The organism is Streptomyces sp. NPDC053493 (genome assembly GCF_044544825.1).
GTDB lineage: Bacteria > Actinomycetota > Actinomycetes > Streptomycetales > Streptomycetaceae > Streptomyces.
In genome coordinates this window covers 23,470-49,763 of record NZ_JBITXS010000015.1, presented here as the reverse complement: position 1 = coordinate 49,763, position 26,294 = coordinate 23,470, and the positions used below count along the sequence as shown (strand labels likewise).

At 75.4% G+C, this 26,294-nt stretch carries 6 protein-coding genes; 1 reads left to right on the top strand and 5 read right to left on the bottom strand.

Annotation, left to right across the window (positions count from 1 at the left end; all coding sequences use genetic code 11):
* The first annotated feature begins 121 nt into the window (after window positions 1-121).
* On the top strand, window positions 122-697 hold the full coding sequence (locus ACIGO8_RS30795) for a rhodanese-like domain-containing protein (protein ID WP_399737494.1): 576 nt from the start codon (window positions 122-124) through the stop codon (window positions 695-697).
* A gap of 114 nt (window positions 698-811) precedes the next feature.
* Here the strand turns inward: ACIGO8_RS30795 and ACIGO8_RS30790 are convergent, their stop codons facing one another.
* The 5 genes from ACIGO8_RS30790 to ACIGO8_RS30770 all read right to left on the bottom strand — a co-directional run bounded on the left by ACIGO8_RS30790 (window position 812) and on the right by ACIGO8_RS30770 (window position 26,290).
* Entirely contained in the window at window positions 812-1,093 is a 282-nt protein-coding gene (locus ACIGO8_RS30790; RefSeq protein WP_010358257.1) for a metal-sensitive transcriptional regulator, read from the bottom strand.
* A gap of 125 nt (window positions 1,094-1,218) precedes the next feature.
* Window positions 1,219-9,033 carry an amino acid adenylation domain-containing protein gene (locus ACIGO8_RS30785; protein ID WP_399737491.1) on the bottom strand — a complete coding sequence of 2,605 codons (7,815 nt, stop codon included), beginning with the start codon at window positions 9,031-9,033 and terminating at the stop codon, window positions 1,219-1,221.
* Window positions 9,030-24,068: an amino acid adenylation domain-containing protein gene (locus ACIGO8_RS30780; protein WP_399737489.1), complete on the bottom strand. Its 15,039-nt coding sequence runs from the start codon at window positions 24,066-24,068 to the stop codon at window positions 9,030-9,032. The genes ACIGO8_RS30785 and ACIGO8_RS30780 overlap by 4 nt, the downstream gene beginning before the upstream one ends.
* 384 nt (window positions 24,069-24,452) lie before the next feature.
* Window positions 24,453-24,671, bottom strand: coding sequence for an MbtH family protein (locus tag ACIGO8_RS30775; RefSeq protein ID WP_399737487.1), 219 nt, complete (start codon window positions 24,669-24,671; stop codon window positions 24,453-24,455).
* Between the two features lie 1,403 nt (window positions 24,672-26,074).
* Window positions 26,075-26,290 carry a hypothetical protein gene (locus ACIGO8_RS30770; RefSeq protein ID WP_399737485.1) on the bottom strand — a complete coding sequence of 72 codons (216 nt, stop codon included), beginning with the start codon at window positions 26,288-26,290 and terminating at the stop codon, window positions 26,075-26,077.
* Window positions 26,291-26,294 lie beyond the last annotated feature (4 nt).

Below are 26,294 nucleotides of genomic sequence, written 5' to 3'. Positions count from 1 at the left end.
ACGGCTCGGACCAAGGGACCAGGAGAACTTCTCCAGGCCACCGCGCCTCCCAGGACCGCCTCCAGCCCGCTTTCGTCAGATCAAGCTCCACCACCACTTCTGAACCCGTAAGGACCTTGCCATGACCACCCCCACGGCCCTTGCCACTGACGAGGCGCGTGCCCGCCTGCACGAACTGACCGTCATCGACGTGCGCACCCCCGGCGAGTACGCCGGCGGCCATCTCCCCGGCGCGCTCAACATCCCCCTCGACCAGATCCGGCGCGCGCTGCCCGACATCCGTCACGCCACCGACCGCGGCGACGTCCTGGTCGTCTGCGCCTCCGGCGTACGCTCCCTCAACGCCTGCAAGATCCTCGCGGAGAACGGCATCGCCGCCGCCACCCTGTCGGGAGGCACCAGCGCCTGGGCGGCCGACGGCCACGAGCTCCACCGTCCCCAGGGCGCCTCCCGCGCCACCTGGGGAATGGAGCGGCAGGTGAGGCTCAGCGCAGGAGTGACCGTGCTGCTCGGCCTGCTGCTCGGCCTCGTCGTCCACCCCGCCTTCCAGCTCATCTCCGCCGGCATCGCGGCCGGTCTGGTCTTCTCCGCCCTGACCAACACCTGCGGCATGGCCGCCGTCCTCGCCAAGCTCCCCCACAACCGTCCCCGCACCGCCGACCTCGACAACACGCTGGCCGCACTGCGCGACCGCTGAACCACACGCCGAAGGGGAGGGATCCGGCTCCGGATCCCTCCCCTTCGGCGTGTGCCGGGCCACGTGGCCGACGGCCCCGGCCGGGCGGGTGATCCGGCCTCGCGGCACCACAGCTCAGGCCAGCGAAAGGAACAGCTTCTCCAGCCGAGTACGCATCTGCTCCCGGTCACCGGAAGCAGCCATGTCCGCATCGGTCAGGCAGTGCTGCAAACCGGTGGCGATGATCGCAAAACCGGCCTTGTCCAGAGCCCTGGACGCCGCGGCGAGCTGGGTGACCACGTCCTCGCAGTCCCGCCCCTCCTCAATCATCTTGATCACACCGGCGATCTGGCCCTGCGCCCGTCGCAGCCGGTTGACCACCGTCTTCAGTTCCTCAGCCGCCATCGCCAGCTCCACGACCCACACTCCTCGCGAATACCCCCTTGGGTACCCTACCGAAGGGGTGACCCCAACGGAGTAAAGCAACGTGAACCGTGCCCGCGGTCGCCCCTGGTCCTGGAGGACCCCCGACGTCCGCCCCGCTATGCGCCGCTCCTCGTGCCGCCGGGAGCGGGCAGGAAACCCGTCTTCCTGAAGTACGCCAGGTAGCGGAGCAGCACCTCGTCCGTCAGGGGCGGCAGGGCGACCCCGAGGGCCGCGAGGGCCGTGGCCGAGGCGCGGGAGTCGAAGCGCCGGGGAGCGCCGTGCGCGGTGGGATGGGCGGCGCCGAGGAACAGTTGGGCGGCGTTGTCGTGGCGGGCCGCCACGAGGGACGTCCAGTCCTCCGCCGACACCGTCCTGAGCGCGTACCCCATGCTCCGCGCCGCGGCGAACACCCGGTCCAGGCCCGGCGCGTCCGGATGGGTCAGGTGGTACACGTCGGGCCCCCGGCCCGCCGTGTCCGGAACGGTCGTCGCCAGGGCCACCACCGCGGCACTGACGTAATCCACCGGCACCCAGTCCGTCGAGCCGGGCGGCAGGTCCGGCACCGCCTCCGCCTGGAGGCAGCCCTTGATCAGCCGCCACAGCAGGTCGCGGTCCTGGCAGGCCCCGGTGGACGTGTCGCCGCTGATCCGGGCCGGGCGGTGGACGGTCACCGGCAGGCCCCGTTCCCGCGCCAGGCCCACCAGGCCCTCGGCCACCCACTTGCTCCGCGCGTACCCGTCGGGAAGGCGGTCCGCCGGTCCGGTGGGCGTCGACTCGGTGACCGTGGACGGAGCGTCGGCCGGCGCGTACACGCTCGTCGTCGACACGTAGTGCAGGCCCGGGGCGTCGGAGTCGGCGAGCAGGCGCAGCAGTTCCTCGGTGCCGGCGACGTTGGCCGCCCGCAGGTCGCCGTACCCGGCGGCGAAGTTGACGGAGGCGCCGTTGTGCAGCACCGGGCCCAGGCGGCGCACCAGGGCGGACCGGACCTCCGGGGCGAGCCCGAGGCCGGGGGCCGCCAGATCGCCGGGCACGGGCCGGATCAGGTGCTCGTAGCGCTCCCGCCACAGCCCGTACCGCTCCAGGTTGGCGCGCAGCCGCTCTCCCGCCTCCCGCTCGCCGGAGGCGCGCACCAGGCAGTCGACCGGGCCGTCCGTCGTCTCGATCAGGTCGCGCAGGAGGAAGGCCCCGAGGAAGCCCGACGCTCCGGTCAGCAGCGGCCGGGCGGACGGACGGGACGGGCGCCGGGCGGCGCCCGTTCCCGACGCGGCACGTCCGGCGGCCGTGATGTCGGCGGCGAGCCGTACCTCGGCCACGAGGTCCACCGGTTCCGGCACGTCTGCGGGGGCGTCCGCGGGTGCGGCCAGCAGCGCGGCCACGCCCTCGGGCGTCGGGGCGGCGAACAGGGCCCGCAGCGACAGGCGCCTGCCGCACCGCTCCTCGATCCGCTGCGCGAGCGTCACGGCCAGCAGCGAGTGTCCGCCGAGCGCGAAGAAGTCGTCGGTGACGCCCACGTGCGCCACCCCCAGCGTCTCCGCGAACACGGCGCACACCTGCCGTTCGCGCGCCGTGCGCGGCTCACGGCCCCCGGTGCCGGTGCCGGTGCCGGTGCCGGTTCCGGTGTCCTGACCGGTGCCGGGGGCGGTACCCGGTGCGGGCAGGGCCCGTCGGTCGGTCTTGCCGTTCGGGGTCAACGGCAGCGCGGCGAGCGGCACGTGGGCGGAGGGCACCATGTACGCGGGCAGTACGGCGGAGAGCCGGGAGCGCACCTCGGCGCCGTCCGGCCCCGCCGTGCCGGGCGCCGGCACCGTGTACGCGACCAGCCTCCGGTCGCCCGGCCGGTCCTCCCGGACCGTCGCGCAGGCCGCCGCCACCCCGGGCAGCGCGGTCAGCGCCGCCTCGACCTCCCCCAGCTCGATCCGGAAGCCGCGCAGCTTGACCTGGTCGTCCACCCGGCCGACGTACTCGAGCTGTCCGTCACGGGTCCACCGGACCAGGTCGCCGGTGCGGTACATGCGGCCGCCGGCCGGGTCGGCGGGGTCGGCGACGAAGCGGGACGCCGTCAGCCCCGGCCGGCCGTGGTAGCCGCGTGCCACTCCCTCGCCCGAGACGTACAACTCACCGGTCACGCCGGGCGGGACGGGCCGTAGGCGGTCGTCGAGGACGCGGACCCGCGTGCCGTCGACGGGCGTCCCGACGGGGACCGTACGGTCCGGCGCGTGGGGTCCCCGCGCGGGCAGGAAGCCGCTCATCGTGGCGCACACGGTGGTCTCCGTCGGCCCGTAGGCGTTGACCAGGAAGCGGTCCTCCGCCCATGCGCGGACCAGTGCCGGCGGGCACGCCTCGCCCGCCAGCACGATCGTGGTCCCGGCGGGCAGCGAGTCCGGCGGCATCACGGCCAGGGCTGCGGGCGGCAGGGTCAGGTGCGTGACGGCGCGCTCGCGGACCCGCGCGGCGAGTGCCGGGCCGGGCAGCAGCGCGTCGCGCTCGTCGATCTCCAGGCAGGCCCCGGACAGCAGGGCCATGCACAGCTCCCAGAAGGCCGCGTCGAAACTGACGGACGCCAGGTGCAGCACCCGGCTTTCCGGTGTGAGGCGCAGCCGCCGTGCCTGCGTCCGGGCCATCGCCTCCACACCACGGTGGGTGACGACGACGCCCTTGGGCCGGCCGGTGGAGCCCGAGGTGTAGATGACGTACGCGGGGTGGGCGGGGTCCGGGGACGTGCCGCGGCGCTCGCCGTCCTGTCCGCCCGGGGTGCTTCCGGACCGGGAGTGTGCGGACGGTGCCGCCGTGCCGGACCGGAAGAGTTCGGACGGTGCCGCCGTGCCGGACGGCCGGCCGTCGGCCGTGGCCCGCGTCGAGGACCCGTCGCCCTCCTCGTCCGCTCCGGGGTACAGGTGGGGCACGGGTGTCGCCGGCAGCGCGGCGTGCAGCCGAGGGGTGGTCAGGAGCAGGCGGGGAGCGGCGTCGGTGAGCATGTGGGCCAGGCGCTCCGCCGGGTAGTCCGGGTCCAGCGGCAGGTAGGCCGCTCCCGCCTTCATCACCGCGAGCAGGGCGACGACCAGCTCGCGGTCGCGCGGCAGCGCCACGGCGACCCGGTCCTCGGGTCCGATGCCGCGCGCGGCAAGCCGGCGGGCGAGGGCGTCGGCGCGGGCGTCCAGCTCGCGATAGGTCAGTGTCGTCGTGGCGTCGCGGACGGCGGGGGCGTCCGGGGCACGCCGCACCTGGTGCGCGAAGAGTTCCGGCAGGCCGCGCCCCGGCGTTTCCGGCACCGGGCCGGTCTCCCACCGGGAGAGCCGCGTGCGCTCCTCGGCGCCGAGGACGTCGTACGCGTGGAGCGGCAGCCCGGGGTCGGCGACGACGGCGCCGAGCAGCCGCCGCAGCCGCTCCGCCAGGGCCCGCACGGTCTCCGCGTCGAACAGCTCGGTCGCGTAGTCGACCGAGGCGTGCAGGACGTCGGGCGTTCCGTCGGGGGCGGACGACTCGGTGAAGGTGAACGACAGGTCGAACTTGCTGACCCCGAGGTCGACGGGCAGCGCGTGCGCGGTGAGCCCCGGGAGGTCGACGGGCGCGGCCGGGGTGTGGTTCTGGAGCACCAGCATGGTCTGGAACAGCGGGTGGTGGTTATGTGACCGTGCCGGGTTGAGGAGTTCCACCAGACGCTCGAACGGCACGTCCTGGTGGGCGTACGCGCCCAGGTCGAAGTCGCGGACGCGGCCGAGGAGTTCGGTGAAGGTCGGGTCGCCGCTGAGGTCGGTCCGCAGCACCAGGGTGTTCACGAAGAACCCGACCAGGTCGGTCGTGGCCTCGTCGGTGCGGCCCGCGACGGCGGTGCCCAACGGGATGTCGTCGCCGGCTCCGTGCCGGGAGAGCAGCAGCGACAGCGCGGCCTGCAGCACCATGAAGACGCTGCATCCCTGGGCCCGGGCCAGGGCGGTGATCCCGCGGGCCGTCTCCGCGTCCAGCGTGAAGGAGTGGGTGGCGCCGTGGTGCCGGGGCGCCGCGGGCCGGGGGCGGTCCCAGGGCAGCTCGATCCGCTCCGGCAGCCCGGTCAACGCCTGCTGCCAGAAGGAGAGCTGTCGCGCCATCAGGCTGTCGGGGTCGTGCTCGTCGCCGAGCAGCTCGTGCTGCCACAGGGTGTAGTCGCCGTAGTCCGCCGGCAGGGGCGCCCAGGTGGGCGCCGTCCCGGCGACGCGGGCCCGGTAGGCGGCCCCGAGGTCGCGGGCGAGCGGTGCCAGCGAGGAGCCGTCGGCGGCGATGTGGTGCACGACGAGGACGAGGACGTGGGAGGCGTCGGTGATCCGCAGCAGCGTCGCCCGCAGCGGCGGCGTCCGTTCGATGTCGAGGGGTTCGGCGGCCGCGGCGGCGATGCGGTCCGCCAGCTTGTCCTCGTCGACGGTGTCGATCAGGAACGGCGGACGTACCTCCCCGGCTGCGAGGACCTGCTGCACCGGGCCTTCGGGGCCGGCCGGGAAGACGGTGCGCAGCGCCGTGTGCCGGTCGACGACGTCGGTGAGGGCCCGCCGCAGGGCCTCCGGGTCGAGAGACCCGTCGAGCCGCACCGCGAAGGGGATGTTGTAGGTCGCGGACGGACCGTCGAGCCGGTGCAGGAACCACAGGCGGCGCTGGGCGTACGACAGCGGCAGCGCGTCCGTGCGGTGCCGGGGCGCCAGGGGCGGCCGGACCGGCCGCCCCGTTCCTTCGAGCGCGGCGGCCAGCGCGGCGACGGTCGGGTTCTCGAACAGGGTGCGGATCTCCACCTCCGCGTACAGGAGCGCCCGGATCCGTCCCACCAGCAGGGTCGCCAGCAGGGAGTGCCCGCCCAGGGCGAAGAAGCTGTCGTCGGCGGTGACCCGCGGCACGCCGAGGACATCGGCGAACAGGCCGGCGAGGATCTCCTCCCGGGCTCCGCGCGGCGCCCGGCCCCGTGCGCCGGACGGCGCCTCGGGCACCGGCAGTGCCGTCCGGTCCAGCTTGCCGTTCGGGGTCAACGGCAGCGCCGCCAGCGGCTGTACGACCGAGGGGACCATGTACGCGGGGAGCCGGCGGCCCACGTGCGCGGTGAGGACGCCCGGGTCGGCCGTGCGGCCGGCGGCCGGTACGACGTAGGCCGTGAGCGTCCGGTCGCCGGGCAGGTCCTCGCGGACCAGGACGCACGCGGCCCGCACCGACGGATGGTCGCGCAGCACGGCCTCGATCTCGCCGGGCTCGATGCGGTGGCCGCGCAGCTTGATCTGCTGGTCGGCGCGCGCCACGTACACCAGGCGCCCGTCGTCGCCCCAGCGCACCAGGTCGCCGGTGCGGTACATCCGCCCGCCGGAGGGGTCCGTGGGGTCGGCGACGAACCTGGCCGCCGTCAGCCCCGGCCGGCCCAGGTACCCGCGCGCCACTCCCGGCCCGGCCAGGTACAGCTCCCCTTCGGCGCCCTCCGGTACGGGGCGCAGCGCGGCGTCCAGGACGAGCACGCGCGTACCGTCGAGCGGGCGGCCGATCGGCGGCACCCCGCCCGGGACGTCGTCCGGCCGCACCCGGTGCAGCGTGGCGAAGGTGGTGGCCTCGGTGGGTCCGTACGCGTTGAGCACCCGGGTGTCCGGGCAGGCGGCCGCGAGGCGTTGCAGCACGCCGGGAGCGGCGGCCTCGCCGCCCGCGGCGGCCAGCCGCAGGGCGCCCAGGGCGCCGGGATCGGTCTCGGCGAACACGTTGAACAGGGCCGTGGTGAGGAACGCCGCCGTCACGCCCTCACGGTCCACCAGGTCCCGGAGCACCGCCGGCTGCAGCGTCCCCTCCGGCGCCACCACGATGCGTCCGCCGCGCAGCAGCGGCACCCACATCTCGAAGGTGGCCGCGTCGAAGACGTACGCCGAGTGCATCAGCACGACGTCCGCGACACCGCCGTCCCACGTCCGGTCCGCCGCGAGTGCCGCGACGTCGCGGTGGCAGACGCCGACGGCCTTGGGCAGCCCGGTCGATCCGGAGGTGAACATCACGTACGCGAGACGGGCGCCGCCGGCGGGCGCGGGCAGGGCGCCCGGAGCGGCCGCGCCGTCCCGGACCCGCCCCGCGCCGTCCACGGTCACCACCCGCACCTCGCCGCCCAGCTCCCGCAGCCATGGATGCGTCCGGGTGCCCTCGTCGACGATCAGCAGCCGCGGCGCGGCGACGGCGGCCGCCGCGGCCAGTCGCTCGGCGGGCCAGCGGGGGTCGAGCGGCACATAGGCGGCGCCGGCCCGCAGCACTCCCAGCGCGGTCGTGACCTGGGCGGCCGAGCGGCCCAGGAGGACGCCCACGCCCTCCTCGGCGGCCACGCCGAGGCCGGTCAGGGTGCCGGCCACCGCTTCGGCGAGGCGGCAGAGTTCCGCGTACGTCAGCCGCTCTCCGCCGCCGGACACCGCCACCGCGTCCGGCCGCTCGGCGGCCTGCCGGGCGACGGCCGCGGCCAGATCGGTGGTGGCCGAGGCGGGCGGGAGCGCGGCGCCACGCCCGCGCGTCAGGAGCTCTTGCCCCTCCCCGTCCAGCAGGACCGACAGGCTGTCCGTCGGCCGGTTCAGCCGGCCCTCGGAGAGGGTGACCAGCAGCCGGCGCAGCCGCTCGACGGTACGGGCCACCTCGGCCCGGTCCAGGACGGCGGTCCGGAAGCCGAACGTGACCCGTAACCGGTCGCCGGGTGCGACGGTCAGGGTGAGCGGGTAGTGCGCCGCGTCCGTCCCCTCGACCCCGGTGACGGTGAGGCCGGGAAGCCCTTGGCGGGCGGTGCCGAGGGCTTCCGCGTCCAGCGGGTAGTTCTCGAAGACGAGCAGGCTGTCGAAGAGTTCGTCCAGGTCCGTGACCTCGCGCAGTTCGGTCAGCCCCACGAACTGGCTGCCGAGCAGCCGCCCTTGTTCGTCCTGGAGCCGGGTGAGCAGTTCCGCCCTGGTCTGGCCGGGCAGGGTCCTGACCCGGACCGGGACGGTGTTGATGAACAGGCCCACCATCGCCTCGGCCCCGGGCAGCTCCGGCGGACGGCCGGACACGGTCGTGCCGAACACCACGTCCGCGCGGCCGGTGAGCCGGGCGAGGAGGAGCCCCCAGGCGCCCTGCAGCAGGGTGTTCAGCGTGAGCCGGTGGTCGCGGGCGGTGTCCCGTAACCGCCGGGTGACGGTCTCGTCCAGCTCCAGGACCAGGGTCTCCGGCAGCGCGTCGGCCCGCGCACCGCCCCCGGACCGTGGGTCCTCCGCGTCCCCTCGTCCGGCCGGGTCCCGCGGGTCCGGCCGGACGGCCACGGGCCCGCCGCGCCCGGCGAGCAGCGTCGGCGCCTCCACCCCCGCGAGGGCGGCGCGCCAGACGTCCAGCGCGGCCGTCCGGTCCTGTCCGGCCAGCCAGGCCAGGTAGTCGCGGTAGGGGGTGACCCTCGGCAGGGCCACGTCGTCGCCCCGGTGGGCGTACAGCGTGAAGAGCTCACGTACCAGCAGCGGCATCGACCACCCGTCGAGCAGGATGTGGTGGCACGTCATCACCAGCCGGTAGCGGGCCGGGCCGGTGCGCAGCAGGGTGAAACGCATCAGCGGCGGCGTGGTCAGGTCGAAGCGCCTCAGGCGGTCCTCGGCGAGGAAGTCCCGGAACCGCTCCTCGGCCGTGGCGCCGGGGGTGATGTCGGCGCCGGTGCCGGACGGCAGGGTCAGGTCGTGCTCCACCAGGGGTACGGGGACCTCGGCGGCCACCACCTGCACCGGCTGGTCCAGCTCCTCGTGGAGGAATCCGGCCCGCAGGTTGGCGTGCCGTCGCAGCAGGGCCGCCACGGCGGCACGCAGGGCCGGCACGTCCACGGTGCCTTCGAGCGCGAAGACGAACTGCGTGGTGTAGACGTCCACGGCCGCGGAGTCGTACAGGGCGTGGAAGAGCATGCCCTCCTGCAACGGCGTCAGCGGCAGTACGTCCTCCAGCTGGAACCCGGTCACTTGCGTCCACCCCACTTGGTCTTCAGTCGGTCGATCTGGGCCTGGTCGACGGAGACCAGGGGAAGGTCGGACGGCGTCCAGCCGCCCGCGTCGGGCTGTTCGGCGTGTTCGGCGATCGCCCGCAGGGCCCGGCCGAACGCCTCGGCGAGCGCCGTGACCTCCGTCTCGGGGAGCAGTTCCGCGGGCCAGGTCCAGCGCGTCACGAGGCACGGTCCGCCGGGCCGGTCCTCCGTGTGGGCGTTGACGTCGAGGACGTGGTGGACGGGCATGCCCGGGTCCTGGGCGGCGGGCGCCCCGCCGTCCAGGAGCACTTCCCAGTCGGCTCCGGCGTCACCGCCGGGGCCGCCGTCCGGGCCGGCGTGCTCCGCGGGGGCGGCGTACCGCCCGAGGTAGTTGAAGCCGATCTCTGGGGGCGCGGTCTCCTGGAGGCGGACGCGGGCCGCGGGGTCGAGCCACCGCAGCACGCCGTAGCCGATGCCGTGGTCCGGCACCGCCCGCAGCTGCTCCTTGACCCGCTTGACGGCCCGGTCCACCAGCCCGCCGTCGAAGCGGCCCGGGTCCCGCGGGTCGAGCGGCCCGGGGTCGAGGAGCACCGGATACAGGCTGGTGAACCAGCCGACCGTCCGGGACAGGTCGACGTTCCCGGCGATCTGCTCGCGGCCGTGGCTCTCCAGGTCGATCCGCACCCCGGCGTCCTCGGGGCCGGGCGCGCCGGGTGCCCCGGCGGCGGGCCGGTCGCGCCGGCTGCGGACGGCCAGGGCAAGCCCGGTGAGCAGGACGTCGTCCACTCCGGCGTGGAATGCCCGGGGAGCGGTGGTGAGCAGCGCCTGGGTCCAGGTGGCGTCCAGGCGGGTGGTGAGGGTGCGGCAGCGGCCGGCGGTGTCCCGTTCCGGGTCGAGCGGCCGGCGCCCGAGCGGCGGCACCGTGCCCGCCGCCATGTCCTCCCACAGCGGCAGTTCGGCCGCGCGGGCGCCGTCCCGGCCCTGCGCGGCGAGGAGCCTCGCCCAGCCCCGGTAGGAGGTGCGGACCGGCGGCAGGACGGCAGCCGCGGGGGCGGCGGGATCCGCGCCGGCGGACCGTGGGCCCGTCGTGGCGTTCCAGGCCGTCGCCAGGTCCTCGGCGAGGATCCGCCAGGACACGGCGTCGACCGCGAGATGGTGCACGAGCAGCAGCAGCCGCCCTCGCGTCCCCGGGCCGGCGTCCGCCCACACGGCCTCGAACACCCGGCCGTGCGCGGGCCGCAGCCGGTCCCGCGCCCGTTCCCCCGCCTCGGTGAGGGCGGCCCGGACGCGCTGCGCGTCCAGTCCGGCGACGTCGATCCGCGTGAAGCACGCACGGACGTCCACCGCGCCCGGCGGCAGTGTTTCCGGGACCACCTCGCCTCCCGCCGCGCGGCCGACGCGCAGCCGCAGCGTGTCGTGGTGGTCGACGAGCAGCTGGAGCGCGGCCACGAGGTCGTCCCGCGCGGCGCTGAGGGGCGTGCGCAGCACTCCGGACTGGTGGTAGCCGTCGGTGGGACCGGGGCGGTCGAGGAACCAGGCCGCGATGGGGGTGAGCGGCAGGGGGCCCACGCCGTCGTCGGCCGGGGCGGCGGCCTGTCCGTCGAGCTCGGTGGCCGCCGCGGCGACCGCCTCGGGCGTACGGTGCAGGAAGACGTCCTTGGGAGTGATGCCGAGGCCCTTCTCGCGCGCCCGGCTCACCAGTTGGATGGACAGGATGCTGTCGCCGCCGAGCGCGAAGAAGTCGTCGTCGCGCCGGGCCGCCGGCCCGCGCAGCACGGCCCCGTACAGGTCGCACAGGATCCGCTCCCGCGCGGTGCGCGGCGCCCCGTCCCCGGCACGGGCGCCGGACGGCCGGGCCGGGGCGGGCAGGGCGCGCCGGTCCGTCTTGCCGTTGGGCAGCAGCGGCAGCGCGTCCAGGCGGACGAGGACGGCGGGCACCATGAAGGCGGGCAGCAGCGCCGTCAGCCGTTCCCGCAGCGTGGCGTCGTCCGGCACGGCGGCGGCGCCGGGGCCGGCCGTGAGGTAGGCGACGAGCCGCTGCTCGCCCGGGCGGTCCTCGCGGACGAGCACGCAGGCGGCGCCGACGCCGTCGAGGCCGGCGAGCGCGGCCTCGATCTCGCCCGGCTCGATGCGCAGACCGTGCAGCTTCACCTGGTCGTCGGCGCGGGCCACGTACCGCAGCAGCCCGTCGGCGCGCTGCCGGACGAGGTCGCCCGTACGGTACATGCGCGCGCCCGGGGGCCCGAAGGGGTCGGCGACGAACCGGCCGGCCGTGAGCCCGGGGAGGCCCAGGTAGCCGCGGGCCAGGCCCTTCCCCGCCAGGTACAGCTCCCCCGTCACGCCCGGCGGCACGGGCCGGAGCGCCGAGTCGAGGACGTAGGCGCGGAGGTTGTCGACGGTCCGGCCGATCGGCACGGAGGCTTCGTCGGAGGACGCGCCCGCGCCGTCGGGACCGCACACGCGGTGGCCGGTGGCGTCGATGGTCGCCTCGGTCGGCCCGTACAGGTTGTGCACCTCCACGCCCCAGGCCCGGGCCGTCCGTTCGGCCAGCGCGGCGGTGAGCGGCTCCCCGCCGCACAGGACGGCGCGCAGCCCGGCCGGCGGCTGCTGCCCCTCGGTCTCGGTGAGGACGAGGGAGAGCAGCGACGGCACGAACTGGGCGACGGTCACGCCCGCCCGCCGCATCCGGGCCAGCAGCTCCACCGGGTCCTGGTGGAGGGCCGGCGGCACGGGGCAGGTGGCGCCGCCGTGCAGCAGCGGCAGCCAGGTCTCCCACACAGAGGCGTCGAAGCTCGGCGAGGTCCGGGCCAGGATCCGGTCCGCACCGGTGAGCGCGAGGTGGTCCGCCAGCCAGGCCATGTGGTTGGTGAGGGCGGCGTGGGTGACGACGACGCCTTTCGGGCGGCCGGTGGAGCCGGAGGTGTGGAGCACGTACGCGGCGTCGAGCGGGTGCGCGCCGTCGACGGTGGTCACGGCTCCGCCGGAACCGGCGGCCTCGGCGCGGGCGGCATCGGCCACCACGTCCGTGGACGCCGTCCCCTCCACCGGCTCCCCGGCCGCTCCGACGAGGAGCACCGGGACCGCGGGCGCCGGCTGCGGCGGCGTGAGCGGGCTCGCCTCGGGCGCGACCAGCAGGACGGGGCGGGCGTCGGCCAGGACGAGGGCGAGGCGGGCCGCCGGGTATTCCGGGTCGACCGGGAGCCAGGCCGCCCCCGTCTTGGTCACGGCCAGCATCGCCACGACCTGCGCGGCCGTGCCCGGCAGGGCGAGGGCCACCACGTCCCCGCGTCCCACGGCGCGGGCCCGCAGCTCACCGGCCAGCGCGTCGGACAGACGGTCGAGTTCCGCGAAGGTCAGGTCCCGCTCGGCCGTCCGGACGGCGACGGCGTCGGGGGAGCGGTCGCGCTGCGCGCGGAACGCCTCGGGCAGGGTCCGGGCGGGCAGCGGCCGTTCGGGTCCGTGGCCGGCCCGGAGCAGTGCCGTCCGCTCGGCGGCCGTCAGGACCTGCACGTCGCGGACGCGCCGGCCGGGATCGGCGGCGAGCGTGCCGAGCAGCCGGCTCAGCCGCGCCGCGAGCGCCTGCGCGGTGGCGGGCTCGAACAGGTCGGTGGAGAACTCGAGGACGCCGTCGAGGCCGTCGGGCCGTCCTGTCCCGTCGCGGCGCTCCGTGAACGTGAAGGTGAGGTCGAACTTGCTGATGCCGGTGCGCACCGGCACGTGGTGGACGGTGAGACCGGGCAGCTCGACGGACGCCTCGGCCTGGTTCTGGAGCACCAGCATGGTCTGGAACAGCGGGTGGCGGTTCTGCGTCCGGGCCGGGTCCAGCGCATCGACGAGCCGCTCGAACGGCACGTCCTGGTGCGCGTACGCCGCCAGGTCGAAGTCCCGCACCCGGTCGAGGACCTCCGTGAAGGCGGGGTTTCCGCTCAGATCGGTGCGCAGGACCAGGGTGTTGACGAAGAAGCCGACCAGGTCGTCCAGGGCCTCGTCGGTGCGGCCGGCGACGGGCGTGCCGAGCGGGATGTCCTCGCCCGCGCCGTGCGCGGCCAGCAGCACCGCGAGCCCGGCCTGCAGGACCATGAACAGGCTGCACCCGCGGGCCCGGGCCAGATCGGCCAGCGCCCGGTGCGTCCCGGCGTCCACCGGGAAGGCGAAGGCGTCGCCCCGGTGGGTGGCCGCCGCCGGCCGCGGCCGGTCCGACGGCAGGTCCAGCAGATCGGGCAGCCCGGCGAGGGCGGTCCTCCAGAACTCCAGCTGCCGGGCCGCCGTACCGGCCGGATCGTCCTCGTCGCCGAGCAGCGCGCGCTGCCACAGGGTGTAGTCCGCGTACTGGACGGGAAGGGCGGTCCAGCCGGGTTCCTCGCCGGCCGTCCGCGCCCGGTAGGCCTCGCCGAGGTCGCGGGCGAGCGGCGCCAGGGACCAGCCGTCGCCCGCGATGTGGTGCACGAGCAGCACCAGGACGTGGGACTCGGCCGCGAGGCGCAGCAGCCGGGCCCGGACGGGCCGTTCGCTGCTCACGTCGAAGGCGTACGCGGTCTCGGAGGTGAGCACGGCGTCGAGGCGGTCCGGTGCGACGTCCCGCGGCGTGAGGTCGAGGTCGGCGCCCGCCGTGTCCAGCACCAGCTGCCGGGGCACGCCTCCGCTGTCGGGGAACACGGTGCGCAGGCTTTCGTGGCGCTCCACGACGTCCGCGAGGGCGCGGGCGAGGGCCTCGGTGTCGAGCGGGCCGTCCAGCCGCAGCACCAGCGGGACGTTGTACGTGGCCGAGGGCCCGTCGAAGCGGTTCAGGAACCACAGGCGCTGCTGCGCCGGGGACAGCGGCAGCGGGTCGGGACGCCGTTCCACCCGTGCCGGCCGGGGCCGGGCGGTCCCGGCTCCGTCCAGCACGGCCGCGAGCGCGGCCGGTGTCGGGTGCTCGAAGACGAGCCGGACCTCCGCCTCCACGCCGAGTGCGGTGCGCAGCCGGGCCGCGAGCCGGGTGGCGAGCAGGGAGTGCCCGCCCAGTGCGAAGAAGTCGTCGTCCGTGGCCACGGTCTCCCGGCCGAGGAGGTCGGCGAACAGGCCGCAGACGATCTCCTCGCGGATGGTGCGCGGGGCCCGGCCGGACCCCGGGGCGTCGTACGCGGGCAGCGGCAGCGCCGCCCGGTCCACCTTCCCGTTCGGGTTCAGCGGCAGCGCCTCCAGCGGCACCACCGCGGCGGGCACCATGTACGCGGGAAGCACCCGTCCGACGGCGCCGGCCAGTTCGGCGGGATCGGGAACGGCGCCGGCGCTCGGCACCACGTACGCGACGAGCCGCCGGTCGCCGGGCACGTCCTCGCGGACCATGGCGAAGGCGTCCGACACTCCGGCGCAGCCCGCGAGGACGCCCTCGATCTCGCCGAGTTCGATGCGGTAGCCGCGCAACTTGACCTGCCCGTCGGCGCGTCCGACGTAGGCGAGGTGTCCGTCGGGCGTCCAGCGCACGAGGTCGCCGGTGCGGTACATCCGCCCGCCGGCCGGATCGGAGGGGTCGGCGACGAACCGGGTGGCGGTCGCCCCGGGGCGCCCCGTGTAGCCGCGGGCGACGCCGCGCCCCGCCAGGTAGAGCTCGCCGACCACGCCGGGCGGCACCGGGTTCAGCGCCTCGTCGAGGACCTGGGCCCGCATGCCGTCCAGGGGGCGCCCGATCGGCGGCGGGCCGGCCGAGAGCTCGGCGGTGACGAGGTGGCGGGTCGCGAAGGTGGTGGTCTCGGTGGGGCCGTAGACGTGCAGGACCCGCGTGCCGGGCGCGTGGGCGGCGACCCGCTGCATGGCGTCGGGCGAGGCCAGTTCGCCGCCCGCGCACACCAGGCGCAGCCCGGCGAAGGCCTCCGCTCCGGTCTCGGCGATCACGTTGAACAGCGCGGTCGTCAGGAACACGGCGGTCACCCCGTGCCGGCGCACGGCCTCGGCGAGGGTGCGTGCCTCCAGGACCCCGCCGGGGGCGACGACGACGCGTCCGCCGCCCAACAGCGGCGCCCACATCTCGAAGGTGGAGGCGTCGAAGACGTACGCGGAGTGCAGGAGCACCGCGTCGACCGCGCCGTCCGCCCAGGCGGAGTCCGCCGCGAGGGCGGCCACGTCGGCGTGGCTGACGCCGACGCCCTTGGGCAGACCGGTGGAGCCCGAGGTGAACATGACGTACGCGAGGGAGCTCGGACCGGGGACGCGGTCGAGGGCGGTCCGCCCGGACCGCGCCGGGCTGCCGGGGCCACCGGAGGGGCTCTCCGCGCGACCGGGGCCGACGGCCGTGCCCGCGTCCTCGCCGGCGTCCGCTCCCGCCGGCATCCGCCGCAGCAGCCGCCCGAGACGGTCCACCACCAGGACGGGCATCCGCCCGGCCCGTTCGGTGACCCAGGAGGTGGCGAGGGCGGCCTCGTCGACGACCAGCAGGCGGAGGTCCGCCACGGCGGCGACCTGGTCCAGCCGCTCCGCGGGCCAGCGCGGGTCGAGCGGCACGTAGGCGGCCGCCGCGCGCACGGTGCCGAGGGAGGCGGTGACGACCGCGGGGGCGCGGCTCAGCAGGACCCCGACGGCGCGTTCCGGCCCGGCGCCGAGGCCCGCGAGGGCTTCGGCGAGGCCGGCCGAGAGACGGTCGAGCTCGGCGTACGACAGGTCCGTGCCGCCGTCGGTGACGGCCACCGCGTCCGGGGCGCGCCCGACCTGCCGGGCGAAGAGGGCGGGCAGCGTGCGGTCCTCGGACGCCCCGTCCGCCGGCAGGGGCCCGCCCGTCCCCCAGTGTCGTACGAGGGCGTGTTCGCCGGCGGCCAGCAGGTCGTGGCCGCCCACGGGCCGGTCGGGCTCGGCTGCCACCCGGTCGAGCAGCCGGAGGAGCCGGGTCGCGAGGGCCTCGACGGTGCCGCGGTCGAAGAGCGCGGTGGCGTACTCGATGCCGGCGGACAGGCCACCGCCGGCCCGCTCCTCGGTGAAGGCGAAGGTCAGGTCGAACTTGCTCAGTCCGTTGTGCACGAGCCGGTCCTCGACCTGGAGGCCCGGGAGGTCGGGGCGGGCGGGCTCCTGGTTCTGCAGCACCACCATGGTCTGGAACAGCGGGTGGTGGTCCCGGGCCCGGGAGGGGTTCAGGACCTCCACCAGCCGTTCGAAGGGCACATCCTGGTGGGCGTAGGCGGCGAGGTCGAAGTCGCGTACCCGGCGCAGCAGTTCGCGGAAGGTGGGGTTGCCGGAGAGGTCGGTGCGCAGCACGAGCGTGTTGACGAAGAAGCCGACCAGGTCCTCCAGCGCCTCGTCCGTGCGGCCGGCGACGGGCGTGCCCAGCGGAATGTCGTCGCCGGCGCCGTGCCGGTGCAGCAGGGCGGCCACGGCCGCCTGGAGGACCATGAACAGACTGCAGCCGGACGCGCGGGCCAGCTCCACGAGCCGGGCGTGCAGGGCGGGCGGCAGGTCGAAGGGGACCACCGCGCCGCGCGGGTCGGCGACGGCCGGGCGCGGCCGGTCCAGCGGCAGGTCGATCAGACCGGGCAGACCGGCGAGCGCGGTGCGCCAGTGGTCCAGCTGCTCGCGTACCAGACCGCTCCCTTCGCCGCTTTCACTGCCTTCACTGCTTTCGCCGCTTTCACCGGCTTCGCCGAGGAGCGCGTGCTGCCACAGGGCGTAGTCGGCGTACTGGAGACCGCCGCCCGCCGCGGGGGCCCGCCCGGCGAGCCGGGCCCGGTACGCCTCGCCGAGGTGCCGGGCCAGTGGCCCCAGCGACCAGCCGTCCCCGGCGATGTGGTGCAGGACCAGGACCAGGACGTGGTGCTCGGGGGCGCAGCGCAGCAGCCGGGCCCGCAGCGGCGGATCGGTGAGCACGTCGAACGGCTCGCGGACCGCGGCCAGGACGGCGGCCTCCAGGTCCGCCGGCGCGGTGCTCTCGACCGACGGGCGGGGCACGGCGGCCCCCGTCGGCAGCACGACCTGGTGCGGGACGCCGTCGCGCTCGGGGAACACGGTGCGCAGGGCCTCGTGCCGCGCCACGACGTCCGCCAGGGCCGTGACCAGGACGTCCGGCTCCAGCGGTCCGCGCAGTTCGAGGACGAGCGGGATGTTGTACGAGGAGCTGGGCCCCTCCAGCCGGTTGAGGAACCACAGGCGCCGCTGCGCGAAGGACAGCGGCAGCGGATCGGGCCGCCGGGCGGCGCGGGTCACCGGCGGCCGCGTCCGGGCCGCGGGGTCCAGCGCCCGCGCGAGCCCGGCGGGGGTCGGGTGCTCGAAGAGGGTGCGTACGGAGAGGTCGGCGCCCAGCACGGCGCGGACGCGGCTGATCACGCGCATGGCGAGCAGCGAGTGACCGCCCAGGTCGAAGAAACTGTCGTGCGGGCCGACTTCGGGAAGTCCCAGGACGTCGGCGAGGATCCCGGCGACGACCTCCTCGCGGGCGTCGCGCGGCGCGGCCGCGCCGCGCACCGGACCGGCCCCGGCCGGCGGCGCGGGCAGGGCGCGACGGTCCACCTTGCCGTTGGGCAGCAGCGGGAGGGCGTCGAGGACGACGACCGCGTCGGGCACGAGATGGTGCGGGAGCGTGCGCGCGAGCGCGTCGCGCAGCGCGGCGCTGACCGGCGCGGGCCCTTCGGAAGCGCCGGACGCGGGCGCACCGGCCCCGGGCGCACGGGGCTCAGGCGCATCGGAAGCGGACGCATCGGACACGGGTACGCCGGACGCGGGCGCACCGGCCCCCGGCGCACGGTGCACAGAAGCACCGGAAGCGGACGCATCGGAAGCGGACACACCGGAAGCGGGCGCACCGGACACAGACGTTCCGGGCGCCGGCGTACCCGCTCCGAGCCCGCCCGTCCCGAGCGGGCCGGTCGCGGCCGCCCCGGACACGGGTCCGCCCGTGACGGCGTACGCCACGAGCCGGCGCCGTCCGGGCGCGTCCTCGCGGACCACGGCGCACGCCGCCGTGACGCCCGGCAGGGCTCGGAGCGCCGCCGCGACCTCACCGGGTTCGACGCGGAAGCCACGGAGCTTGACCTGGTCGTCGGCCCGGGCGACGTGGGTGAGCAGTCCTTCACGATCCTGGCGGACCAGGTCACCGGTGCGGTACATGCGGGTGCCGGGCACGTCGAACGGATCGGCGACGAAGCGCTCGGCGGTGAGGCCGGGGCGGTCGAGGTAGCCGTGGGCCACATTGGCTCCCGACAGGTACAGCTCGCCCGTCACGCCCGGCGGCACCGGCCGCAGCCGGTCGTCGAGGACGTAGACGCGCATGCCGTCGACGGGCCGCCCGATCGGTACGGAACCGCCGCTGCCGGTCGCGGCCCCGCCTTCGGGCCCGCGCACCCGGTGGGCCGTCACGTCGATGGTGGCCTCGGTGGGCCCGTACAGGTTGTGGACCTCGGCGTGCCACCGTACGGCCGCCTCGTCGGCGAGATCGCGCGGCAGCGCCTCGCCTCCGCACAGGACGGCACGGAGGGCGGCCGGCGGCGCGGCGTCCGACTCCTCGGCGAGGACGAGCGCCAGGTGCGAGGGGACGAACTGGGCGACCGTGACGTCGAAGCGGCGCATCCAGGACACCAGGGCGCGAGGATCGCGGTTGGCGTCGGGCGGCAGGACGCAGACCTGGGCTCCGCGGGTCAGCGGCAGCCACCACTCCCACACCGAGGCGTCGAAGCTGGTCGACGTGCGCGCCAGCACCCGGTCCTCGGAGGTGAGGTCCAGGTGGCGGGCCATCCAGTCCGTGTGCCCGGCCAGGGCGCCGTGCGGGACCACCACGCCCTTGGGACGGCCGGTGGACCCGGAGGTGTAGACGACGTACGCGGCCTCCGCGGGAAGCGGCGTCCGGTGAGCGCTCTCCGCGGCCCCGGCCCGGGTGCCGGCCGGCACCCGCGGGAGGGCGGCGTCGACGGCGAGCCGCGGAACACCGGCGTCGGGCAGGCCGTCGGGGAGGCCGGTGCCGGTCAGCAGCAGGACGGGCCGCGCGTCTTCGAGCATCTGCCGGACGCGGGCGGGCGGGTAGTCCGGGTCGACCGGGACGTAGGCGGCGCCGGCCCGCAGCACCGCGAGGAAGGCGACCGCGGTGTCGGCCGAGGCCGGCACCGCCAGGGCCACCCGGGTGCCGGGGCCGGCACCGTGCGCCCGCAGGACGGCGGCCAGGGCTTCGGCGCGGGCGTCGAGACCGGCGTACGTGAGGGCGGTCCGTCCGTCGCGCACGGCCACCGCGTCGGGCGTGCGGGCGGCCCATTCCCGTACCGCTTCGGAGACGGGCGGGACCGGACGCGTGAGCGGGGCACCGCGGCCGTGGTCCAGCAACTCCGCCCGTTCGGCGGACATGAGGGCGTCGAGGTCGCCGATGTGCCGGTCGGGTGCGTCGACGGCCCGCGCGACGATCCGGGCGAACCGCTCGGCCAGGGCACGGGCGGTCGTCTCGTCGAACAGGTCGGTGGCGTACTCCAGATGACCGCCCAGCCGGACGTCACCACGTCGCTCTCCGCTCCTGACTGCGGCTCCGCCCCCGGCTCCGGCCTCTTCCCCGGCTCCGGTTCCGGCTTCCCCGGTTCCGGCTCCGAGCCCGTCCCCGGCCCCTGAGCCGTCCGGGACCTCGACCAGCGAGAACGTCAGGTCGAACTTGCTGATCCCGGTGTGCCGGGACCGGTCCCGGACGGTGATGCCGGGCAGGGAGAGCTCCGCCCGCCCCTGGTTCTGCACCACCAGCATGGTCTGGAACAGCGGATGGTGACCGCCGGACCGCTCGGGGTTCAGCTCCTCCACCAGCCGTTCGAACGGCAGGTCGGCGTGGTCGAACGCCGCCAGGTCGAAGGCCGCGACCCGGGCGAGCAGGTCGCGGAAGGTGGGGTCGCCCGACAGGTCCGTGCGCAGCACCACGGTGTTGACGAAGAAGCCGACGAGGTCGTCCAGGGCCTCGTCGCTCCGGCCTGCCACGGCGGTACCCAGCGGGATGTCGTCGCCGGCTCCGTGCGTCCGGAGGGTCACCGCCAGGGCGGCCTGGAGCACCATGAACGGGGTGCACCCCGCGTCCCGGGCCAGCCGTCGCACACGCCCGTACGTGTCGCCGTCCAGCGCGAAGGGAACGGCGGCGCCGCGGTGGCTGGGCATCGCCGGGCGCGGCCGGTCGTACGGCAGGTCGAGCTGCCCGGGGGCGCCGTGCAGCGCCTTCCTCCAGTGGTCGAGCCGCGCCTCGAGACCGTCCGGCACGTGGCCGTCACCGTCGCCGCCCCCGGATCCACCGCCGGATTCACCGCCGAGCAACTCCCGCTCCCACAGCGCGTAGTCGGCGTACTGGACGCGCAGTTCGGGCCAGTCGGGGGTGCCGCCGGACGTCCGGGCGCGGTAGGCGGCGCCGAGGTCGCGGCAGAGAGGGGCGAGCGACCAGCCGTCGGCGGCCACGTGGTGCAGGACGAGGACCAGGACGTGCCGGTCGGGGCCGGTCACGAGCAGGCGCGCCCGGACGGGGACGTCGGTGGCGAGGTCGAAGGGCGCGGCGGCCAGCTCGCCCGCCGTGCGTTCCGCCCACGCCGCGGCCGGCTCGCCGGCCGGCGGCCGTTCGACCGGCAGGGGGACGAGGGCGGCGGCCGCCGTGGCGGGACGGATCACCTGGTGGGGCACGCCGTCGTGGTCGGCGAGCACGGTGCGCAGGCTCTCGTGGCGGGCCACCACGTCCGCCAGGGCGCCGCGCAGCGCCTCGGTGTCCAGGGGGCCTTCGAGGTCGAGGACGAGCGGCACGTTGTAGGCGTCGCCCGCTGCCTCGGTCCGGTTGAGGAACCACAGCCGTCGCTGGGCGAAGGACGTGGGAACGGGGTCGGGCCGACGGCGTGGCAGCACGGGCGGCCGGGCGGTCCCGGCGGAGGCGAGGACCCCGGCGAGAGTGGCGACGGTGGGGTGCTCGAACAGTTCCCGCAGCCCGAGTTCCGCGCCGGTCGCCGTCCGGACGCGGGCGAGGAGGCGCGCGGCGAGCAGCGAATGCCCGCCGAGGGCGAAGAAGTTGTCGTCGACGCCGACCTCGGGCACGGCGAGGACGTCGGCGAAGAGGCCCGCGAGGAGTTCCTCGTGCGGGGTGCGCGGCGGCCTGGTGTCGGTGACGCGGACGCGTGGCGCGGGCAGCGCCGCCCGGTCCACCTTGCCGTTGGCGTTCAACGGCAGAGCGTCGAGGACGACGAACGCGGACGGCACCATGTACGCGGGCAGGGCGCGGCCCACACGCTGGGCGAGGGCCGCCTCGTCCGGGCGGGCGCCGACCGTAGGCACGACGTAGGCGACCAGCCGCCGGTCGCCGGGGACGTCCTCGCGCACCAGGACCCGCGCGTCGCGGACGGCAGGGTCGCCGAGGAGCACGTTCTCGGTCTCGGCCGGTTCGATGCGGAAGCCGCGGAGCTTGATCTGCCCGTCGGCGCGTCCGACGTACTCGATGTCGCCGTCCGCCGTCCAGCGCACCAGGTCGCCGGTGCGGTACATCCGGCCGCCGGCCGGGTCGAAGGGGTCCGCGACGAAGCGGGACGCGGTCGCCGCCGGGCGGCCCTGGTAGCCGCGGGCCACACCGGCACCGCTCACGTACAGCTCGCCCACCGCGCCGGGCGGCACGAGGGCGAGGGAGGCGTCGAGCACGTACAGCCGGGTGCCGTCGAGGGGCCTGCCGACGGGCGGGACGCCGCCGGCTCCGGCGGGGACGGGGTGCCGGGCGGCGAACGTGGTGGTCTCGGTGGGTCCGTAGACGTGCAGGACGCGGGTGCCGGGCGCGCCGGCGGCGACGCGGCCCATGAGGCCGGGGGCCGCCGCCTCGCCGCCCGCCGCGACCAGGCGCAGTCCGGCGAAGGCCGCGGGGTCGGTCTCGGCCAGGAGGTTGAACAGGGCGGTGGTCAGGAACAGTGCCGTGACGCCTTCGCGGGCCGTCACCTCACGGAGTGTCCGCGCCTCCAGGACTCCCGGGGGCGCGACGACCACCCGGCCGCCGCGCAGGAGCGGCACCCAGATCTCGAAGGTGGAGGCGTCGAAGACGTACGCCGAGTGCATCAGGACCGCGTCGCAGGCCCCGTCGGACCAGGCGCTGTCGGCCGCGAGCGCCAGCACGTCGGCGTGCCGGACGCCGACGCCCTTCGGCAGACCCGTGGAGCCTGAGGTGAACATGACATATGCAAGCCGGTCGGAGTGGACGGCCGCGGGCAGGCCACCCGGCCGGCGGGGGCCGCCGCGCACGATCGCGCCCCGCGCGTCGACCACCAGCACCGGCAGGGTGGCCGCCGCCCGCTCGACCCAAGCGACCGCCGCAGTCTCCTCGTCGACGACCAGGGCGCGTACCCGTGCGATGCCGGCCACGCGGTCGAGCCGTTCCGCCGGCCAGGAGGCGTCCATCGGCACGTACGCGGCACCCGCGCCCACGACGCCGAGCGAGGCCACCACCACGGCTGCCGAACGCCCGAGCAGCACCCCCACCCCGTCCTCCGGGGCCAGGCCCCAGCCGGTCAGGGCGTGACTCAGGTCCTCGGCGGCGCCCGCGAGCCGGCGGTACGAGAGGGTGGCGCCCGTGGTGACGACGGCGGGCGCGTCGGGCGTGCGGCGCGCCTGGGCGGCGAACGCCTCCGGAAGGCTCGTCGCCGCCGCACCCGTGGGAAGGGCGGCTCCACGGCCCTGGTCGAGCAGCGCCTCGGCGGTGTCCGGCCCGAGGGAGCGCACGGCGCTCAGCGGAGTGTCGGGGGCGGCGGCCGAAAGGGCCGCCAGGAAGGACACCGCAGCCTGCTGGTGCAACCGCACGTCGTCCGGGTGGTAGAGCTCGGGGTTGGTGTCGAAGCCGATCAACGGCCCCTTGCCCTCGTCCCGTTCGGAGACGAAGAGGGACACGTCGTCGACGGGGCCGATGGACAGCAGCCGCGAGGTCGCGGGGCTGCCGGCGAAGTCCAGGCCGTAGTCGTAGCCCATGACGTTGACGACGACGTCGGTCAGCCGCGGCGCGTCACCGGTCCGCTTCAGCTCGCGGGCCAGCTGCTCACGGGAGAACCTGCGGTGCCGCAGGGCTCCGCGCATCTCGGTGGCGACCGCCCGGACGAGTTCGGCGACGGACATGGCGGGGTCGACGGTCAGCCGCAGCGGCAGGATCGTGGACGTCATGCCGACGATGTGCTGGAGCGCCCCCGGGCGGCCGTGCGAGGCCAGCCCGACGCAGACCTCGCGACGGCCGGTGGCGCGGGCCGTGTGAGCGGCGACCGCCGCGACGAGGACGGCGCTCCAGGTGGTGCGGGCGGCCGCGCCGAGGCGCCGCAGTCCGTCGAGGACGCCGGGGGGAAGGGTCTCGCCGGTGTGCAGGGCGAGACCGCCCGCGGCCGTGCGCGCGCCGGGCGCGGGATTGTCGGTCCGCCGCCGTACGAGCGCTCCGGCCCCGCTCGCGGCGGGGCCGTCGTCGTCGCCGTGGCCGGAGGCCGGTTCGGTGAACCGTCCGGTCCAGTAGGCGCGGTCGGCTTCGAGCCGGTCGGACGCACGGTAGGCCACCTCGTCGGCGACCAGTTCGCGCAGCGGACCGGTGGGCGGGACCACGGCCGCCAGGTCCTCGCCGCGCGTCGCCCGCGTGTAGAGGTCCGCGACGGTCCGGGCGAACAGGGCTCCGCCGAGACCGTCGACGGCTATGTGGTGGTAGCGGACGTACCAGTAGTGCAGGCGGGGGCCGAGCCGCAGCAGGGCGAAGTGGTGCCGCGGGGCGTCGAGCCGGTCCACGGTGGCCATGTCGTCCGCCATGTACCGCTCCGCCGCGGCGACGGGATCGTCGGCGCCCGTGAGATCGACCCGGTGCAGCCGGTCCCGCACGGCGGCCGGGCGGTCGACGCGCTGGCGGACCGTCCCGTCCACGGACACGAACACGGTGTGGAGGCTGTCGCAGAGGTGAACCGCCCGGTTGAGAGCGGCGGCGAATAATCTCTCGTCGAGCCCGCCGCGTATCTCGAAGCATTCCCCGATGTTGTACTGAGGGCTGTCCGGATTCATCAGCTGGCCATACCACACACCCTGCTGCGCGGTGGTCAGTTCGAGGAGTTCCGAGGAATTCGAGTCCGGGCGGGGGATGTTTTCCTGCATGCCGGTCCACACCTTCGGGGAGAGATAAAGGGACGGTGACGGAAAGAAAGCGCGAGGGCAGCACGAACAGCCGCGCATGGGAAGCACGGACGGCCCCGCACGGCGACGCGGAGCGGTGAACGGGCGTGCGAGCGGGCCTGGACACGTCCGTGTACGCGCGAAGCGGAGCTCACCGGGCGTGGAGCACCTCGTCGACGCGCGGAGGGGGGCGGCGCGGGCGAAGCCGTCGGAAGGCGGCGACACGCTGCCGTCGCGCGGCCGTTGAGAGCGCTCACCGGCCGGCGCGGACCGCACCGCCCTCGTGTGAAACCGGTGCCGGGAGTCGCTGAGGGCCGGCGGAAGCGCCACCTGACCTGCGAGGCGCCTCCTCCTTTCGGCCGGGCGTCAGCCGGTGCCGGCGTCCATCGCCCGCACCAGGCTCGCGGGCCGCATGTCGGTCCAGACGCTCTCGATCCGGTCCACACACTCCTGGCGTGACCCCTCGGGCCCCGCCGGTTCCCAACCCCCGGGGATGTCGAGGTGCGCGGGCCACAGCGAGTACTGGCGCTCGTGGTTCACGAGGACGAGGAAGCGTCCTGACTCGTCGTCGAAAGGATTACTCACGTTCCCCTACCTGTTCTCGGATGTCTTCCTGCTCTTTTTCGCATGCGTGCGCCGTGGATATCCGCGCCCTTCTTGCTTGCGAGGAGTGCGCGTGACACGTCCGCCGGAAGCGCCCGGCATTCGGCCCGGCCTCCCTCGGCCCGCACGCCTCACGGCACGCGCCGCGGCCTCCGACCAGCTTCCCCCGCAAGCAGCGCTCACACCTCTCACACTAAAGGATTCATGCAGACCAAGAGTTTTAATCCGCCTCCTACTTGCGGGTAATGCGGAAGATCAATCCGCCGGGACCGAGCGGCGGGCATATGCAAAACAGGGAACCTCTCACATATTCAGCCACCGACTGTTCCTTTTGCGGGGAAGTTGCCCGTTATCGTCCGAGTGTTTCCGCCATACCGAGTTTCGCCCCTGCGGCCCCCCGCTCCGCGCCCCCTGAGCGCGCCGCAAGCCCCCGTGCGCCGGGTGTGCGCCCCGTCTCCGAAGGAACCTGGGCGGGCACGCCACCGTCCCGAATCTCCGGAGTGGCCGGAACGGGCTCCGGTTCTCGCTCGCCTTCCGTGGAGGGGGCTGACTGAGCGTGAAGTAAGGGCCGGAGCTGGCCCGGTGGAAGATCGGAGCCGAGACGTGCTCGGTCGGCCCCGGCGGCCGGGCATGATCTGCTGGACGGGACGGCGCGGGGCGCGCCCTTCCGCACCGACTGGGGGGACGCGTTATGGAGTGGGGAACGCTGGTCGCCACACTGGGCGGCGGTCTGATCGCGATAGCCGGCACGGTGCTCGCCGACCGCCTGCGCACCCGTCAGGAACACCACCGCGGCCTTCAGGCACGCCGACACAGGTCGACGACCTTCGCGCCGTCGCGGTAGACCGCGACCGCGGACGTCTACACGGAGTTCATCACGGCGGCGGGCGCGGCCCACACCGAACTGCGCCGCCTCGCGCAGAGCGGCGCCGAGGCGACGACCTGGAGGAGGCGAGCCGCCTGGCGCTGACGGACGCCCGCATCTACGAGGTGCGCGAACGCCTCTTCCTTGACGCCAGCGCCCGGATCGCGGGAACGGGTCAGACCATGTTCGAATGCCTCCGTGCCCTACGGAGGACGGTCGCCGCGGGCGCCGTGAGGCTGCATGACTGCGCTGATCATGGGCGGCAACGGCTTCCTGGGGGCTGTTTCCGTCGTTCTGCGGCATGAACTGGGCCGCCTTTTGGGACGCGATTACCGGACTCGTCGAGATGCCGAGCGAGCTGCGCTTCGTTCACTGGACCGAGTTGGAATGCCGAGCACCGGCGGCGGCATCCGCACTGGGTCGTCGGCTGGCCAGGTACGAGGAGTTTTCCGCGGGGGATCGACATCGCCTTTGAGGAGTAGTTCTGCTACGACCACCGCACGTCTGACCGCGCCGCCGCTCAGCCCTTGATCAGCGAATCGTAGGGCTCGCCCTCCGGCGTGTAGATCAGGACGAAGTCTTCGCCGGCCCCACTGGCGACCTCACGCAAGCGGACCAGAACGTCGGCCTCGGGAGGAAGGTCGAGGTCAAGAGCAACAGCCGCTCGGTCCCGGCGCGCGGCAAGGTCGGGCATGTCTTCCAGGTATTCGGCGGCCAGCTCGCGACTCTCCTGCACCGTG